The sequence below is a fragment of the Phytobacter palmae genome (genome assembly GCF_039409775.1).
GTDB lineage: Bacteria > Pseudomonadota > Gammaproteobacteria > Enterobacterales > Enterobacteriaceae > Phytobacter > Phytobacter palmae.
This window is the reverse complement of record NZ_JBCIVJ010000044.1, coordinates 1-16,945: the sequence shown is the minus strand read 5'-3', so window position 1 is coordinate 16,945 and position 16,945 is coordinate 1. Positions and strand designations below refer to the sequence as shown.

General features: G+C 51.1%; 15 protein-coding genes. 14 read left to right on the top strand and 1 reads right to left on the bottom strand.

Annotation, left to right across the window (positions count from 1 at the left end; translation table 11 throughout):
* The first annotated feature begins 121 nt into the window (after positions 1-121).
* The 14 genes from AAIG39_RS25220 (at position 122) to AAIG39_RS25150 (ending at position 15,534) form a co-directional block, all read left to right on the top strand.
* Positions 122-532: a protein singed gene (locus AAIG39_RS25220; RefSeq protein ID WP_343195007.1), complete on the top strand. Its 411-nt coding sequence runs from the start codon at positions 122-124 to the stop codon at positions 530-532.
* 200 nt (positions 533-732) lie between these two features.
* Entirely contained in the window at positions 733-1,122 is a 390-nt protein-coding gene (locus AAIG39_RS25215) for a glutamate 5-kinase (RefSeq protein WP_343195006.1), read from the top strand.
* Positions 1,122-1,502, top strand: a complete 381-nt coding sequence (locus tag AAIG39_RS25210; RefSeq protein WP_343195005.1) for an HK97 gp10 family phage protein — start codon at positions 1,122-1,124, stop codon at positions 1,500-1,502. Before AAIG39_RS25215 ends, AAIG39_RS25210 begins: the two co-directional genes overlap by 1 nt.
* Positions 1,499-1,891, top strand: coding sequence for a phage tail terminator-like protein (locus tag AAIG39_RS25205; RefSeq protein WP_343195004.1), 393 nt, complete (start codon positions 1,499-1,501; stop codon positions 1,889-1,891). The genes AAIG39_RS25210 and AAIG39_RS25205 overlap by 4 nt, the downstream gene beginning before the upstream one ends.
* A 23-nt stretch (positions 1,892-1,914) precedes the next feature.
* On the top strand, positions 1,915-3,087 hold the full coding sequence (locus tag AAIG39_RS25200) for a phage tail tube protein (protein ID WP_425503348.1): 1,173 nt from the start codon (positions 1,915-1,917) through the stop codon (positions 3,085-3,087).
* A gap of 59 nt (positions 3,088-3,146) precedes the next feature.
* Positions 3,147-3,596, top strand: coding sequence for a hypothetical protein (locus AAIG39_RS25190; protein WP_343195003.1), 450 nt, complete (start codon positions 3,147-3,149; stop codon positions 3,594-3,596).
* A 56-nt stretch (positions 3,597-3,652) separates the two neighbouring features.
* A complete protein-coding gene (locus AAIG39_RS25185; protein WP_343195002.1) occupies positions 3,653-3,913 on the top strand; it encodes a hypothetical protein in 261 nt (86 codons plus the stop codon).
* Between the two features lie 471 nt (positions 3,914-4,384).
* Positions 4,385-5,056, top strand: a complete 672-nt coding sequence (locus tag AAIG39_RS25180) for a hypothetical protein (protein WP_343195001.1) — start codon at positions 4,385-4,387, stop codon at positions 5,054-5,056.
* Positions 5,057-5,147: 91 nt separating this feature from the next.
* Positions 5,148-8,195 (top strand): phage tail length tape measure family protein, encoded by a 3,048-nt coding sequence (locus AAIG39_RS25175; protein WP_343195000.1) that lies wholly within the window; start codon positions 5,148-5,150, stop codon positions 8,193-8,195.
* A complete protein-coding gene (locus AAIG39_RS25170; protein ID WP_343194999.1) occupies positions 8,195-8,659 on the top strand; it encodes a hypothetical protein in 465 nt (154 codons plus the stop codon). Before AAIG39_RS25175 ends, AAIG39_RS25170 begins: the two co-directional genes overlap by 1 nt.
* Complete coding sequence (locus tag AAIG39_RS25165; RefSeq protein WP_343194998.1) at positions 8,656-9,138, top strand: DUF1833 family protein; 483 nt, start codon at positions 8,656-8,658, stop codon at positions 9,136-9,138. Before AAIG39_RS25170 ends, AAIG39_RS25165 begins: the two co-directional genes overlap by 4 nt.
* 8 nt (positions 9,139-9,146) lie before the next feature.
* The gene (locus tag AAIG39_RS25160) at positions 9,147-9,527 is read left to right on the top strand and encodes a nitrite transporter (protein WP_343194997.1); all 381 of its coding nucleotides are present in this window, start codon (positions 9,147-9,149) and stop codon (positions 9,525-9,527) included.
* Positions 9,524-12,625, top strand: coding sequence for a host specificity factor TipJ family phage tail protein (locus AAIG39_RS25155; RefSeq protein ID WP_343194996.1), 3,102 nt, complete (start codon positions 9,524-9,526; stop codon positions 12,623-12,625). The genes AAIG39_RS25160 and AAIG39_RS25155 overlap by 4 nt, the downstream gene beginning before the upstream one ends.
* Positions 12,626-12,681: 56 nt before the next feature.
* A complete protein-coding gene (locus AAIG39_RS25150; RefSeq protein ID WP_343194995.1) occupies positions 12,682-15,534 on the top strand; it encodes a hypothetical protein in 2,853 nt (950 codons plus the stop codon).
* Between the two features lie 66 nt (positions 15,535-15,600).
* Here AAIG39_RS25150 and AAIG39_RS25145 read toward each other — a convergent pair whose 3' ends face one another.
* Complete coding sequence (locus tag AAIG39_RS25145; RefSeq protein ID WP_343194994.1) at positions 15,601-16,923, bottom strand: glycosyltransferase family 61 protein; 1,323 nt, start codon at positions 16,921-16,923, stop codon at positions 15,601-15,603.
* Positions 16,924-16,945 lie beyond the last annotated feature (22 nt).

Sequence of the window (16,945 nt, the reverse complement as noted above, 5' to 3'; positions counted from 1 at the left end):
GCGACCTGGTGACGATGGTGACGGATTTTGAACCATTTCCCGGCGCGCCAACCGAGGCCGATGTGCACCCTGATGAGGTCGAAAACTGGAAGGCGCACGGCTGGTCAGTTAAGGAATAAACATGATCATGTTCATTACGGTTGAGGATGTTGATTCTCTGCTGGGTGATAGTTGGACGGACGACGCCAACAAGCCAAAGTCCGTCCTGATGGCTAACGTCTGGCTGAACGGCCTAAGCCTGTCATTGCCATGCCATAAAGTCACCCACGAAGTCATCATTCCCGATGATGTGAAGCTGGCCGGTGCATATGCGGCGCTGGCCGCAGCAAATGGTGGGCTGTATCAGAAGAAGACAGACTCCGGATCGCTTCTCAGTAAATCAGTTGATGCCGACGGCGTCAGCGTTTCGAAAACGTTCGCCGAGATCTCTGCTAATAGCACAACTTTGCTTGATTCCAACCTGCAACTGGCGCTCGCCATATTGAAGCCGTATGGCGTTAGCACATCGCAGATACGACTGGTGCGGGGGTGATATGCAAAATCCAAATGTGCATTATGCCGGAGACGGGCGCGGACCTCGCGATGTGTTTGTGAATGGCAATCGTATCGGGCACGTTGTTTATGCTGATGAGACGAAGGGCGTTGTTAAGTTTACCCCCTATCCAGTACGGGCTAAGCGAAATGGCGACGCCTATACACGCAAACTGCATGGAACAGTCCAGGTGGTGAACCGTGGGAATTCGTGACGAACTGCAAAGCGAGCTTGCCGCCGCGTTCGATGCTGACGATGAACTCGCCGACGCGGTGAAGGCATTTACCGGTTCATACGTGATTGAAGGCGATATCGACCCGGTCACAGAAGAATCAACGAGCGAGACCATCACTTATTCCGGTCGCGGTGTGCTGTCGCGGTACAAACTAAACCGCATCGATGGCGTGAATATCCTGCATGGTGACCTGAAACTAACCGCTCTCGTTAACGAGGTAACGGATAAGCCGAAGGTTGACCACATCATCACCGCACCAGACCTCGTCACTGGTGGCCAGCAGCGCTACAAGGTGATCACCGCAGGAACTGACCCGGCGCAGGCAACGTATTCTATCCAACTGCGGAGAGCATAATGGCAAAGGCATGGAGCATTGATCCGACGCTGTTTGTAAAGCAGGTCGAGGAGGATGTTTGTAAGCAGTTGCGTGTTATTTCTATCCAGTTGCTGAACGAGATAGTGATGCGGTCGCCGGTTGATACAGGGCGGTTTCGCGCAAACAACCATGTAAGCATCGGCTCTCCTGATTTTTCGGTTACGGCAAACACCGATAAATCAGGTGGTCCCACCCTGCAACAAGGGAGCGCTGTAATAGCTCAAGGCAAGCCGTATTCAGTCATCTACATCCAGAACAACCTTCCTTATGCCGAAGCGCTTGAAAATGGGCACTCCAAACAAGCGCCAACAGGCCTGTACGCAAACGCGTTCAACGGAATAACCCGGGCATACAAATGACACTCACAGAGATTCGTAACGCTGTCATCGCGCGAATGACGGCGCAGACAGCTATTGCCCAAAGTGATGTGCGATATCCCAACGACAAAACCTATGACCCGACCGGGAAATCCATTTGGGCGCGGCTGACTAATATACCTGGCATTGCTGGCGCAAACGAAATTGGGGATGGCCCGGTGGTTCACCGAACGGGGCTGCTCATCGTTCAGATATTTGTGCCAGCTGGGTCTGGTTCGCTTCTCGTCACGCAAACAGCCGACAAAATCCGGGAGCTTTTCGAGTTTCAGGACGACGGGCGGCTGAGTTATTTCGCGGTGTCTGCTGTCGACGCTGGCGAGACCGACGGGTGGGCGCAAATGAATATTCAAATCCCTTACCGCGCTCTGTAGCGCACTTTAGACAGGAGGCTCCTGTGAGTTCAGGCGCAAAACGCGTCACGGCGTTTATCCGTGAAACCACACCAGGCACAACGCCAGTTACTGGCGACTGGAGCCTGTTAAAACGATCGTCTTTCGGGCTCGGTCCGACGCAGAACACGAACGATAACGACGAAATTGGCGGCACCAGGATGGCGCAGGGGCTGTCACGGGGTACGGTCGATGTCGGCGGCGATGTGGCCACTAAGTTTCGCTGGGGCCAGCATGACGACTTCCTCGCTTCGTGTTTCGGTGCTGAATGGGTGAGCAATGTTCTCACCATGGGCAACGACCGCATCGCATTCTCTGTCGCTTCATATGACAGTGATGTCGGTATTGCGTCGATCGCCCGCGGCTGTCAGGTGGGTACTCTGCAAATCGAGGTGCCAAACGATGGCGACATCACCGCTACGGTGACCTTTGCCGGACTTGGCTGGGAAACTAAAGCTGACGATACAAACTATTTCCCTACGCCAGTGGATAACGCCGGGGAACTTCGTTACGGGTTCAAAGAGGTCTCCAACATCATGCTGAACGGCGTGGCTGGTGGCTCGGGCTTCTGTATCGATACGTTCAGTATCCAGTTTGACAACAACCTGCAAACCCAGCGCTGCATCGGTACCGGTTCTGCGTTTGCCGGGGCGAATATTCCGACCACATTCACGCCGTCAGGCTCCATAACGCTTTCATGGTCAAAAGCAGCGTGGGAGGTATATCAGAAGCAGTTCTCCGGGGCTACCGTACCGTTCAGCTTCGACCTGGTGAACGACGAAGGCACGTATTCATTCGATTTCCCGGAAGTGCAGGTGGCGGGTGACTGGCCTGACGGCGGCAACACCGACATCATTCAGGTACAACTCGATATCACGGCTGCCGACCAGTCACCAACGATTACGCGCGCCGCGACCGTACCGGCAACGGCCATCAGCTTGTTGCCTGCCACCTCTTCGGGGGCTGTTGGCGCGTCCGTTACGCTTACGGCAACCCTCACGCCAGCCGGCTCCACTGATGTCGTTGAATGGGAATCATCGGACCCGTCAATTGCAACCGTCGCATCAACCGGGCAAAAAACAGCGTCGGTATCGCGGCTAGCTGCAGGCACAGCGAACATCACCGCGAAGGTTCGTACGTTTACTGCCACTTCGGCAGTCACTGTCACTGCCCCATAATTTTCCTTGCCCGGCCAGATCTGCATGGCTGGTTGGGCTTTTTTCATGCAGAGGTTCTCATGCTCATTATTTCTCCACGTATTGATCTGGATAGCGAACGCTGGTTTTCACCCATGGAAGGCTTGCGCCTGCTGGTGTGCAGCAGCGAAAACCCACAGTATCGCTCGCGTAACGCGCTGGTTCGTCGCCACATCGACAAAATGGATGCCGCCTATCTGGTTGGCACAACCGATTTTGATCTGGCCAGCATTGGCGACATTGATTCCATCGATGACCTGCTGATCGACAACTGCGCCCGGTACCTACTTAAGGGATGGGAGGGCGTCGGTGAACTGGTGAATGGCAAAGAAGTTGCCATCGAATACACGCCGGAACATGGTACGGCGCTGCTCAAACAAAACCCGGAACTCTACTGGCGCATACTCGGTGAGGCGGCCAGTATTGCCCAGGGTAAGGAGCAGCAGAAGCAGGAAACCGTAAAAAAGCCCTCGAAGCGCAACAGTGGTTAAGCGAGTTCGGCGGAGAGCAGGGAGAAAAGGCGAAATGGCGGCGTGAAAAACTTGGCTTGCCAGCTATTCCCGAACCAGAGATAGACGAAGTCATCAGCGAAATACTCAATGCCTACGCCATTATCTCCCGTTCTCGCCAGTATGCAGGGATGGCTGGCGTGCCTTTGCCGCTGTCGCTTCATGATGTTGAGCGCTATCTGGCGTACAGCTCAACACTGATTGATCGTGATGAGCTGATTGCCTCGGTAGTGGCGCTGGATGATGCCTGGCGGGAGAGGTGGGCTAAGGAGCAGGAAAGGGGTAAGTCAGTGAAGTAGGCCCACTCAGGTGGGCTTATTTAGATGATTACTTTTTCACATCTTTAGGCAGGTATTTATGGATGGGCCATTCCATAAACGCCAGTGCAAACCAGGCAAGAATGTTGAATCCAGGCAGCGCCAGACAAACGGCCATTCTCCAGTCGAATCCTGCTTTTTTGGCTATTTTGTACCCAGGTCAGAAACCGATGACAAGGAAAACTAAAATCATGATTAATAAAGGAAACGGCGAACCGTGCTGTTGTTCCATAGAAACTCCTTAGTTTTCGCACACTTTACACCGTAGATAAAAAACATCAATTCCCTGTTATTGGTGACTCGAAAGCATTATCTGAGAAGGACAGACCTATATCTTCCGCTTCACTGCGCCGTTTCTTCGTTACTTGAAACCAATAAATCATTGCCAGTCGTTGCGCTATCACCATCTCCTGATAGGATAAATCTGAACTTTTTACTTATGGGGATAGGGATATGAGGAAGATTTTTTTATGTGTGCTTGGTGCTTTAATCATTTCAGGGTGCACTTCTCCAAAATACAATTACACACCGAAAACTGAAAGTTTCAGCGAACCATCAATCGGAACAGTTAATACTGCCTATGTCGGAGATTCTTTGGTGAGCCAGGGCGTTAAAATTACGCTTGATGGTATCCGAGTAACGTCACCAGCAAATGTGAGCATGGCTTACACTATAACTCCAGGTGATTTCAAAAAAATTGGTGAGGACGCAGGCAAGGAATTTTATCAACCTTTCGGTACTCAGGCTGGCGGGGTTGATAAAGCAGCTCTTGCTGATATGTGGCAAGCTATTATGGTAAAAAATGATGGCAAGCAAACGCTTTGCGTTATAACGATATTCTCAGCTGCTGTTTGTGAAAGTGGCATGCCATTCAAAAAGGTCGAGATGTCTACAGCTAGTGATGCTGCATTCCAACAAACCTTGCTATATAACGGAAGAGTTGGTAATAAAATAAATATCGGTTACCGAGAGGCGTCATCCAACATGGCCCGGCCAGCATTTAATAACGATGTTGAATATGACCTTTCTGAATCAAAAGTTATCGGCTATAAGGGCGCGAGGATAGAAATTATCGAGGCAACAAACCAAAGCATTAAATATAAAGTCCTGAGTAATTTCAGATAAAGAACACCAATCCTGGCCCGTAGCCAGGAAACAAACGAATCATGAATAGACCTCGCTTCGGCGGGGTTTTTTATTGCCCGGAGAAAGCCAAATGACCGAACAAAAATCGCGTCTTGCGATAATCATTGACAGTTCTGGGGCGGAAAAGAACGCGGAAAGCTTAACGAGCGCGCTCCACGGACTAACTGAATGGGGGCAAAAAGCAGCAGCAAGCGCCGGGAAGGTAACTAAAGCCACCGATGAAGAAAAACAGGCTCTTTCAGAACTTCTGGACCGTATCGACCCCCTCAATGCCGCGTTGAATAAGCTGGATAAACAGCAACAGGATTTGGCGAAATTCAAATCAAAAGGAATGGTCGACACAGAGACCTTTGATCTTTACTCAAAGCGAATTGAGGACACACGGAACAAACTCACAGGGTTTAGAGATGACCTGAGCAAGACAGGAATGTCGGCGAAACAGACTGCATGGGCAATGCGGCTGATTCCTGCTCAGATGACTGACATCGTCGTCGGGCTCTCTACCGGACAATCACCGTTTATGGTCCTCATGCAGCAGGGCGGCCAGTTAAAAGATATGTTCGGTGGTATTGGCCCCGCCATTAAAGGCGTCGGCTCGTACGTCATGGGGCTGGTGACCCCCTTTACTCTGGCTGCCGGTGCAGTTGGCGTTCTGGGGCTGGCGTATTATAAAGGGTCGCAAGAACAGGATGAGTTTTATAAATCCCTGACGCTAACGGGCAATCAGGTTGGCAAAACGTCAGGCCAATTAGCTGATATTGCCGCCAGGGCTTCGGCAGCGGCAGATGGAACAACCGGTGTTGCTGCGTCTGCTCTCAATCAGTTGGTTTCTTCTGGCAAGGTGGCGGCTGATTCTCTTGAGCGGGTAACTACCGCTATCGTGAAAACGAATGATGCGACTGGCATCGCTACTGAACAGTTGGTTAGTGACTTCAATGAAATTGCAACTAAGCCGGTTGAAGCCATCACCAAGCTGAATGACCAATACCATTTTCTCACTCTCGCAACGTATAACCAGATTAAAGCCTTACAGGATGAGGGGAATCAACAGGACGCCGCGCGGGTGGCCAGTGAGGCTTACTCATCATCGCTGATACAACGTTCAGCCGATATCAAAAATAACCTTGGCGTTCTCGAGTCGGCATGGAACGCCATCGCTGGTGCAGCCAAAAGCGCCTGGGATTCCATGTTGGATGTTGGGCGCGAGGTATCGATTGAACAAAAAATTCAGAATGCCAGCAGCGAACTTGACCGTGCGCAGCGTTCACTTGCAGACCTGGAGAAAGGGCAGGCAGCAAATGCCGGTCCCTATGGAGCATGGAAGTCTGACGATATCGATCGTCAACAGCGCGTTGTGACGTTATTGAAGCAGCGCCTTTCTACTCTCCAGAGTGAAAAAACATCCCAGGACGTCCTGAACAATTCTATTAATACCTACAACAAGCGTCAGCAAGAAGGTATCGAAGCCCAGGAACGTATCGACAAGTTAACTGAACAAACGTTAACAAACGCCCAAAAAAGGCAAAAAGCATTAGACCAACTTAACAGGGATTTAGCGAAGGCCAGAGCCGCCGGGAATTCGATCAGCGCCGACGAAGAGGCGAAGCTTCGTGCGAATATCAATGAAAAGTACAAAGATCCGAAAACACCGAAAGGCAAGGCGTATACCGAAGATGCCGGTACTCGCATGCTCGACCAGCTAAACCAGCAATATGCCGCGTTAACTTCCCAGTTCGACACCACAGAGAAGATTGGCGCTGCCCAGCAAGCCCTTATTAAGTGGGAACAGCAACTCGCCGACATAAAAAGCAAGAAGACCCTGACTGCCGATCAGAAATCATTGCTCGCAAGTCAGAACGAAATAACTATGCAACTACAGAAGAATGCTGCAGTTGAAAAGGAGATAGCTCTTCGGAAGGATGCCGAGAAGTTAACAGCTTTCAGGAATACGCTAACGTCTGGACTGCAGACAGATGCAACGACTTTACAGAATGACCTGAACAGCAACACGGTCTTGTCACAGGAGCAAAAACGCCAGCAGGAATTAACGAAAATTGTCAGTGAGTATCAGAAAAAGCGTGTTGAATTAACGAATCAAAGAACTACCGGGCAGATATCGCAAAATCTGTATGATCAGGAAACGGCAGCGTTGCAACAAGCGCTTACTCAGCGCCTGGATATGCAAAAAGCCTATTATTCTCAACTAGATCAACTGAATAGCAATTGGCAGATGGGCGTGCAAAATGGCATGCAATCTTATTTGAATGGTATTCCGACCCTGTACGCATCCACAACGGAAGCAACTACCTCAATACTCAATTCAACCCAAAACGCCATATCCTCCAATTTATCAGCAATGGTTCAAGGGACGGAAAGCCTCAGCGACGGCTTTAAAAACATGGCGACCGGCATGGGCCAGGCGGTTATTGATGCGCTGACGAAAATGGCAGCCCAGTGGTTGGTCTATCAGGCTGTTCAGTTGCTGGTGGGGAAAAGCGCCGCAGCAGGAGCCGCATCATCATTGATTGGGCAGGCAACGGCAATGTCACAGATCGCTGCAATCAATGCCTATGCATCAGCTGCCGCGATACCAGTCATCGGATGGACGCTAGCGCCTGCAGCTATGGCTGCTGCCCAGGCCGCTACAGTTCCTTTGATAACTGGCGTATCGGCAGGAACGACGGCCATGGTTGCAGGCGCTGGCTTCATGACGGGCGGCTACACCGGGAACGGCGCGGTTAACTCTGTTGCTGGCGTTGTGCACGGCAAAGAGTATGTTTTCGATGCGGCGTCAACGAAGCGCATTGGCTTGTCGAATCTGGAGGCGCTGCGTAACGGCGGATCACTTGATGCGACACTGGGTAAGCCGGGTTATGGGACCGGGGCTCAGAGTGCTGGTAATCAGGAGCAGACGACCATTTTCAGACCGACCATCAATATACCCCCGATCACCATCAATGGTAACCCATCTGACGCGACAGTGATGTTGGTACAACAGGCTGCCAGACAAGGCGCACAGCAGGGATATCAGAAGGTTGTCAATGACCTGGCTTCCGGCAGGGGAGATGTCCATAAATCACTGACCACTGGCTACGCAACTAAGCGGAGGACCGGATAATGGAGTTAGCCAGCTATCCCCACGAATACCTGCCTTTACCCCAGCAGGACGGATACGGCTTTAAACCGGTAAGCCCGCTACTGAGAACTGAGCTCACCTCCGGACGGGCGCGGCAGCGCCGCAAATACATGTCGACGCCGACGCAGGCTAGTGTGAACTGGTTTTTCGAGACTGACGGGCAGTCTCAACTTTTTGAAGTCTGGTTCCGGGATACCATCCATGATGGCGCTGACTGGTTTCTGATGCGCCTGCAAACCCCACTAGGGGTAGAGGATTATAAATGCCGATTCACTGACATTTACGAAGGGCCAACTATGGTTGCGCCAATCTACTGGCAGTTCACCGCCACGCTGGAACTGTGGGAGCGTCCGATCCTGCCGCCGGGATGGGGCGATTTCCCGGACTTCATTATCAACCAGAGCATTATCGATCTGGCGCTGAACAGGGAGTGGCCCGAAGCATGACCGTTCTAAATCGACTTTACGCCTCATCGGGCAGCGAGGTGATCATCCCGACGCTTGAGATAGTGGTTGGTGATGACACGTTCTGGCTGACGCATGGTTATGAGGACATAACCGCGACGCTGGAAGATGGCAGCACAGCAACGTTTATCGCCTGTGGGATTGACCTGGCGCTGCCAGCAAGGAATGCCGATGGCACGCAAGACCTGAAATTTGCCATCAGCAACGTTCTGGGCATTGTGTCTAGCGCGATAAAGAAGGCGCTGCCAGTAATCAAAGGGTCAGTGCTGACGTATCGCTGTTACACCTCTGATGACCTGACAGCGCCAGCAGAACCGCCTTTTTCGCTCAACGTCAAATCCGGTTACTGGAAAAACACGGAAGTGCAGATCACCGCCGGCTATATGAATGTGCTGGACACGGCCTGGCCACGGTACCGCTATACGCTGCCCAACTTCCCCGGACTGCGCTACCTTTCTTAAGGAAATCCATGTTCAACATCGATAAATACCTGACCGTCAAATGGCGGATGGGGGGCCGCGTTTATCCGATCCTCGACTGTTACGGCATCGTCCATGAAGTTCGAAAAGACCTCGGATTGCCAGCGTGGCCTGTGTTTGAAGGCGTTATCAAGGAAGGTGATTCGATGGATGCCACGGCGCGCGGGGTGATTCGTGATGCCACCCGGTGTGGTCCGGAACATGGCGCAGTGGCGGCCTGCTACAAGGGTGGAATGATATCGCACGTCGGAATTGTGGTGCTGCTCGACGGGCAACTGCAGGTCATTGAGAGCAATCCGCGCAATAACGTGACCATCCTGCCGCTGGCGCGCTTTGAGCGCCGCTACGTGAAAGTGGAGTACTACCAGTGACCATTCGAATTTATCCCTCCAGGCTGCCGGGTGAGCCGCTGGAAACTCACGCGCACAAGCGTATGACGATTGACCGCTGGCTGGCAGAGAACGTGCCTGATTACCGGATTGATATGCAGCACCCCATTACCATCGATGTCGACGGGGTGACTGTAAAGCCTGAACAATGGGCAGAATTTGTCATCGTTCGGGACAGCGATGTGCGAATTTACCCGGTACCGGGCGAGGCTGTATCCGCCTTTATGGCGGCGTATGGTGCATACGTTGCACTGGCCGTCGCGGTGGCTAGCGTCGCGTTTTCGCTGTACATGATGAGCCAACTGGACAGTGCGAATCAGAGCGCGCAGAACGGTGACCAGCTCGACCTGAACCCGGCGAAAGCGAACACTGTGAAACTTGGCGATCCGATTCGTGAGGTGTTCGGGAAATACCGGATTTACCCGGATTACGTTGTGCAGCCGGTATCGCGTTTTGACTCCGCTGATCCGGAGATTTTCCGGACCAGCATGTTTTTATGCCTGGGCGTGGGCAATTTCTCCATCCCTGCATCAGGCATTCGCATTGGCACAACGCCAGTCAGCAGCTTTGGTGACGACGTGAGTTACACCATTTACGGGCCGGGCGCGACGGTTTCAGGTGATTCCCGCTCTGAAAACTGGTGGTCATCGAGCGAAGTTGGCGGCACATCAAGCGGTTCAGGTCTGGACACGAACTCCACGGCACCCGGCAGCATTTATGCCAGCTCAGACGCGGTGCTGTTCAGTGGTGAGACCATCACCCTGATCGGCGTGACGAATGAAAACGACGATGATGACGACTCATCGGACGATATTAGCGTGCCGAGTTCCTGGGGTGCAGGAACTGTGTTAACCGTTGTTGCGCCTGAAAGCTATGTGATCAGTTCAGCCAGTGGTTACAGCGTGATTTATGGCGACCTCACAGAACTGGTACCCGTTGTCGGGATGCCGGTGACGCTGACATTCAACGACATCAGCTATGACCTGTTCATTGCTTCCTATACTGCGGCGATCGCTCCAGTGCCTGGAGTAGGGGGCAGCGCCGCCAGCATTGCGGCCAGCGCAGCGCCGACGACATACGATTTCTCGACCAGCAGTTACACGTTCACTATCACCTGGCAGGGCTTCACCTACACAGTGAATCTGGTTGCCAATTACCTGAATATGAGCGGGCTGCTCAACGCAATTACTTCTGCGTTGACCGGGTCCGGTCTGGTGGCTGTCGATAACTCTGGTCGGGTGCTTATTCATGAGCAATCCAGCCCATTTACTGGCGGGACCATCGTTAACTCAACGTTGCCTGCCGCAGTATTCGGCAGCGCCCCGGTGAATACGCCAGGTACAGCATCGAGTGGTGGTGCTGCTGGTGTGCAGGCGCACATCACGCTGGCGTACACCAGCGCCACCGGGAAGGCCTTTGCGGGTATCCCGGTAGGCACGCAGCGCCTGTCGATAATGTACGGGACCGGGCAATTTGTCATCACGGCGGTAGACAGCAGCACCATTACGGTGAACAGGCTTCGCAATGCGGCAGACGGCGGTACCGAGGTGGACCCAACATGGCCTGGATTCACTGACCGTACCGTGCTGGACGCGACGATTTCCGGTGATAACGATGCTGAGAACTGGCTGGGCCCGTTCATGGCCTGCCCGGATGGCGAAACCACGACGGTCATTGAGAACAACTTCATTTTCCCTAACGGGCACATCCAGTACAAAAACAACGGGTCATCACAGCCACACAATGTCCATGTCCTGGTGCAGTATCGTAATGCCGCAGTTGGGGGCACATGGACGCAGGTTTCCTACGATTTTAAGGGGGAAACAGCCAACGGCCACGGATACACACGCAGAATAAGCGGGCTAGCCTCTGCGCAGTATGAAATCCGCGTACGGCGCACGACCAAAATCGGCGGCGCAAAAACCGTGAATAATCTTTACTGGCAGGCATTGCGTTCTCGCCTGGCTAAGCGGCCAGCGTCGTATGCTGGCGTAACCACCATCGCGCTGACGGTTCGAACCGGTAACCGCCTGGCCAGCCAGTCCGATCGCCGCGTTAATCTCGAGGTCACCCGGCTATATGACGGCTATGCGTCGCGCTCCATCAGCGGTGCGCTGATGCATGTTCTGGATAGCCTGGGCATGACAAACATCGACACGTCCACGATTAACGCGCTGGAGAGCACATACTGGACGCCACGCGGAGAAACTTTCGATTTCTCGGCAGGTGACGACAGCACGTCAGCGCTGGATATCCTGAAAACGATATGTAACGCCGGAATGGGGTATTTCCTGTTGGCGGACGGCCTGGCTTCTGCGGGGAGGGAGGGCATCAAATCGTGGTCTGGCGCAATCACTCCCCAGGAAACGACAGAAGATCTGCAGACCGCGTTCTCTGTGCCGTCGCAGGACGATTACGACGGAGTGGACGTCACCTACATCAACGGAACAACCTGGGCGGAGGAAACGGTGCAGTGCCGTATCAGCGGCAATCCAACGCCGTCTAAAGTGGAAAGCTACAAGCTGGATGGCGTGCTGGACCAGGACCGGGCTTACCGGATCGGGATGCGACGGCTGATGAAATACCAGAATCAGCGGCTGTCATTCTCTACCACAACGGAAATGGATGCCCTTTGCTACAACTATGGCGATCGTCTGGTGCTGACTGACGACATTCCCGGCAATGACACAATCAGTGGCCTTGTGACGTCGGCCAGCCTGGCAGGGTCGGTTTTAACGCTGGAGGTTAGCGAGGCGCTAGACTGGACGTTCAGCAACCCGCGCGTGCTGTTGCGACTGCAGGATGGATCTGCAACACCTCAGTTAACGCCGACGCGCGCCGGTGATAATGCCATCAAAGTACCGCTAACCAGCTCGTTGAATTACGACGAATGGATCATGGATGACCCGGCAGTTGAACCGCCAAGACTGGTGTTCTATTCATCTGATGAGGACGTTTATAACGCCACCGTCACGGAGATAGCGCCTCAGACTGATGGTACCTGCAATGTAACCCTGTCTGAATATAACGAATCGTTTTACGCATACGACGACGCCACATACCCCGGCGACGTTTCATAACCATATCGCACACTTTTCTTACCCGCTCCGGCGGGTTTCTTTTTTATGAGGCCTGTATGACCACATACAACACCGGCAACCCGCTGGGGTCCGCTGCTGCCAAAGATTTGTTCGACAATGCACAAAATCTTGATTTTGCACTGAATGATATCACCAGCCTGATCTGGACCGATCGTCTGGGTAAAACGCGCACCTCGTTTTATGGTATGGAGTCGGCATTCACCACGCAGCTGACCAGTCAGGAATATCGTTTCGTTTCCCAGCTATCCAGCCAGGAGTCCCGTTTCACGACGTTCATTCAGAATTCCGGCTACCAGGTAATTGGCGACTATGCCGACGGGCCGCTCACCATCACCGAATATAACCAGCTAATCCGGTATGACGGGGAATTATGGAAACTGACGGCAGCAACAGATATCCCGTTCACCACCACCGGCAACGACGCCACGTCGTGGGCTACGGACTCCACGCATTTTGTCAGCGTGGGTGATGGCGCACTCCGGCAGGGATTAAGCCAAATCGATGGCATATCGTCGATCGGCAGCGGAAATTATGCTGAAATCCGCACCTACATTGGCGGAAATGAAAAAATATTCTGCTATGGCCGTGAGAATATTTCTGATGAGGCAGGTGGTGTATTCGTTCGTGATGACGCAGACACGACGACCGCAGACAACGGAGGAACGGTGCTGGTAGACGCATTAAATCGCCGCTGGAAGCGCGTTTATGACTGCGATGTGCTGCTGACCTGGTTCTGTAGTCGCGGTGACGGGGTGACGGATTATACGACTCCAATTCAGGCCGCTGCTCAGGTTGCAGTAGATAATGACAAGAGTTTGGTTTTTGAGAGCGGGGTTTACCCATTCACCACCATTCAGGTTCAATGTTCTATTGTTCGCCAGGCATCCACTAAATGGATAGCTAACGGTGCAGTGACATTGCATTGCATTAAAACATCACCGGACTCAACGGACTATGATGCGGACTATGCAATCAGAATCCAGGGCAGATATAGTTCTCAAGTAGCGCTCACTGCTGATGCGGTCCGTGGTGCGGGTATTGTGTATCTTGCAGATGTTTCGACCATTGAGGTTGGCGACTTTGTGGGCCTGCAATCTTCCCGATTAATCCAGACCGATCACCGTGGCCAGGCACGGGAAGGGCAACTCTGTAAAGTTTCCAGTGTTAACGTGGCGAACAGTCGTGTCGGTATTGAGAACACACTGCGCTACTTCGCACCATCCAGCATTACCCAGACAGGTACAATTACGGCCGCTACAAGCGGCAGCTCCTTTACTGCATCCGGGCTGACTCTCACACGTCGCAATGCTAAGGTCAGGATCCGTTTTACCTCTGGCAATAATAATAACGGTCAAATTCGCTATGTAACTGCGTATTCCGGCTCTACATTGATCATAGGCGGGGACCAGTCTGCATTCACCTACACTCCGGCAGTTGGGGATACTTTTGTTCTTGAGTGGGTGACTGTAGCCAGCATTATTAAACCGTTGAAATTTACAATGTCTACGGGGTTCTCACTGACCAGAGATGTGACATCCAATGCTACAGCAGGAGATGTAGGTTTCCGTGGGCTGGATATTCTCTATACGGACAAGGCTTCCGTTGCAGGGGTAATTGTAGAGGGCTTCTCTGAGACTGGCATTCGCGTACGGGGATCTTATCAACCACATCTGGTTAACCCTACCGTGCGCGATGCAAACCGTGGGTACAATACATTCGATGGCACAGGCTATGGTATCAGCATTAACCAGTGCTTTGGGGCAATTGTAGATGAGTTCAAAACCTTCCGTTGCCGCAAAGGTCTGGATGTTATTGGAACTCAGATGATCAGTTGGGAAACGAGAGTTTCGGGCACCGCATCAGGCGGTGGTGTTGACTATACCGGGACGGCGTTCTGGCCGGTAGGCGTAACGGAAAACTCCGGGATGGGGTCGCACGGCGCTGGCTATGACTCTATGTACCATGACTGTCTGGTTGTGGATTGCCACCTGCCGTATGCGATGCGCGGCCTGCGCGAGTCGTACATTGATTGCCGGGTGCAGGGTAATGTCGCTGGTTCATGTCTTAGACTGGCTTACGGTGGTGGCCTCACAGTCAAGAATATGATTTATGATGATACGTTTACCGAAATAGGGCAGACGGTGGACACCAGTTACTCCCAGGACTCCAGGCCGAACCTCCGCGCTACCTGTATGGTTGAGCTGTTCTGTGGTGCTACTGATGGATACCTTCGCGGTTACCCGGTTGTTGTTCAGGGTTGCCATGCCAAGAAGCTGACGCTTGGGTTTGTGGTTGCATCTGGTGCTGGTGATACTCTTACACTGGAAAATTTATTCCTTGGACAAAACACGGCATATGTGTCCATTGAAGGCACTTCGACTACAGAGTTTTCATTTATACGCACAGAGGGTCTTAAGGTCGTTAAGAACGTGCAGGACATGGGCGGCAACCGCTACATCAGAGATGGTGGGACATGGACTTCCTGGACTATGTACGACCTGCGTACCGCGCTGACTATACCTGACAACACGTTCCTGCGCCTGGCTGACAACAAAGTGTTCGCGACTATTCTGGATGATAGCGTTATTGCCATCCCGATTTCACCGAAAACCAAGACTGCTTTTGTCAGCATCTTTGACCATGAAATTGATCGGAACTATCGTGGTTTAGGAATGCTTCTGTATGTAAATCGGGCACTGGACTATAACAACGCCAGCTACAAAACAGGGATTACCTTAGCTAACTCGGTCTTAACAGGAACAACAAGTACAGATGGCACTATGAATATTGCTTTTCTCCCTTCCGGGGGGGGTGGTTATCTATATATTGAAAACAGAATGGGAGCCACAATGCGCCCTATTATTGTTATTGAAACGGTGCCATTCTGATTATCGATGTTTTTAAAATGGCGCCCACGAAGATGGGCGCCTCAACCTATTGGAGCTAATGATTATCTAAATTCCGCACCGCGCTATCGCTTCTTTGAGATCATCAATATTGAAGAAGCTATCAGACTGAATAGTGCATTGATATTTCATATCGTTGTGCCTTGATCTCAAGTAAAAGTCAGGCTGAATGTAATCTCGATTGAAAATTTCAACAAGAGCGCTTCCCTTCTGCATGAATAGGATGTTTGCTAGACCCGCTCCGTGAGGGCTCACAACTATGCTTGCATTAGAAAAGCTCAAAACTTGTTGTGCAAATGTAAGGTCTTCTGCATAAACAATATCGAATCCAAGATTCCTCATTTCATTTTCTACTTCAAGTTCGTTTGAAGGCCCTCGACTTGATTTGCTTCTTGATATGTATATTTTTGAGGGAATCGTTTGTGGGTATGATATTTGTTTAAAGAACAGGTATGTATTTTTGTCCCATGTGAAATTACATGGATAAAGTTGCAGTGCTTTTTCAATAACTGCATTTGACAAGGTTTTTATTGAAATAAACCTATTGCGATCTATGCATAGACGTGATGCTATAAAATCTAAGACATCAAACCTGTCTTCTGTATAGACTATTGGTATATCAGAGGGCAGTTCCGAGATGAATTTTAACCCACCAAAGCATTCCGACAGCGCATGATAGTAGTTATTACACGCGTGATCTATTGGTAGGAAAATTGCTTTTTCAATGTATTTCTCTGGTGTTTTATTTACGCTTATGTAATTAACATGACTAAGCTTTGCTAGCCTTGCTGCATTACTGGAATCATAAAAACCGTTTTCGTCTGAAACTGCATAGAAATTATGATTGAATGTATGAACCCTTGCGTTATCAACTATTCTGAATCGTTCCTGACTGCGATCTGAAAGAACTTTCGCAAATCCTTTCTCTCTGAGTGTATTTTTGTCTTCATGTTTATAATTGTAAAAATCATCATCGAACGAGCTAAATTGACTAGAGCTATTATTTCTAAAATACAATCCTTGCGCTTGATTGAAAATATCACCAATAAAGCCGACTTCACTTTTTTTAGTGTCATATGGTTTTAATATTATTCTTTCTATGTCAGTGGCCTTATCGGCAATTTTTATCAAATGCAGTATGCTGTCTCTTTGGCTTTCAGCTCGTGTTAGTCTGAACTTTATTTTTTCTGCCATCTTGGTGTTTTTTAAAAGAGTAATCATATGCTCAAACCCATCAAAATTCCCAATTTTTAATAGGTTATTTAGGGCATTTGATACTTTAAACATGTCAACATTACCGTTATCCAGCCAAATATCTGAATCACGCAGTATGTCGCAGACTTCGGATCTATCGGTGTGTAGATTGCTCATTTATATTTTACCTTGTTCAATC

What these genes read in the sequence shown, in the direction of transcription:
- AAIG39_RS25145 (WP_343194994.1), bottom strand. Translation starts at nt 16,923, where the DNA reads ATGAGCAATCTACACACCGATAGATCCGAAGTCTGCGACATACTGCGT.
- AAIG39_RS25175 (WP_343195000.1), top strand. Translation starts at nt 5,148, where the DNA reads ATGACCGAACAAAAATCGCGTCTTGCGATAATCATTGACAGTTCTGGG.
- AAIG39_RS25205 (WP_343195004.1), top strand. Translation starts at nt 1,499, where the DNA reads ATGACACTCACAGAGATTCGTAACGCTGTCATCGCGCGAATGACGGCG.
- AAIG39_RS25180 (WP_343195001.1), top strand. Translation starts at nt 4,385, where the DNA reads ATGAGGAAGATTTTTTTATGTGTGCTTGGTGCTTTAATCATTTCAGGG.
- AAIG39_RS25150 (WP_343194995.1), top strand. Translation starts at nt 12,682, where the DNA reads ATGACCACATACAACACCGGCAACCCGCTGGGGTCCGCTGCTGCCAAA.
- AAIG39_RS25170 (WP_343194999.1), top strand. Translation starts at nt 8,195, where the DNA reads ATGGAGTTAGCCAGCTATCCCCACGAATACCTGCCTTTACCCCAGCAG.
- AAIG39_RS25210 (WP_343195005.1), top strand. Translation starts at nt 1,122, where the DNA reads ATGGCAAAGGCATGGAGCATTGATCCGACGCTGTTTGTAAAGCAGGTC.
- AAIG39_RS25165 (WP_343194998.1), top strand. Translation starts at nt 8,656, where the DNA reads ATGACCGTTCTAAATCGACTTTACGCCTCATCGGGCAGCGAGGTGATC.
- AAIG39_RS25190 (WP_343195003.1), top strand. Translation starts at nt 3,147, where the DNA reads ATGCTCATTATTTCTCCACGTATTGATCTGGATAGCGAACGCTGGTTT.
- AAIG39_RS25160 (WP_343194997.1), top strand. Translation starts at nt 9,147, where the DNA reads ATGTTCAACATCGATAAATACCTGACCGTCAAATGGCGGATGGGGGGC.
- AAIG39_RS25220 (WP_343195007.1), top strand. Translation starts at nt 122, where the DNA reads ATGATCATGTTCATTACGGTTGAGGATGTTGATTCTCTGCTGGGTGAT.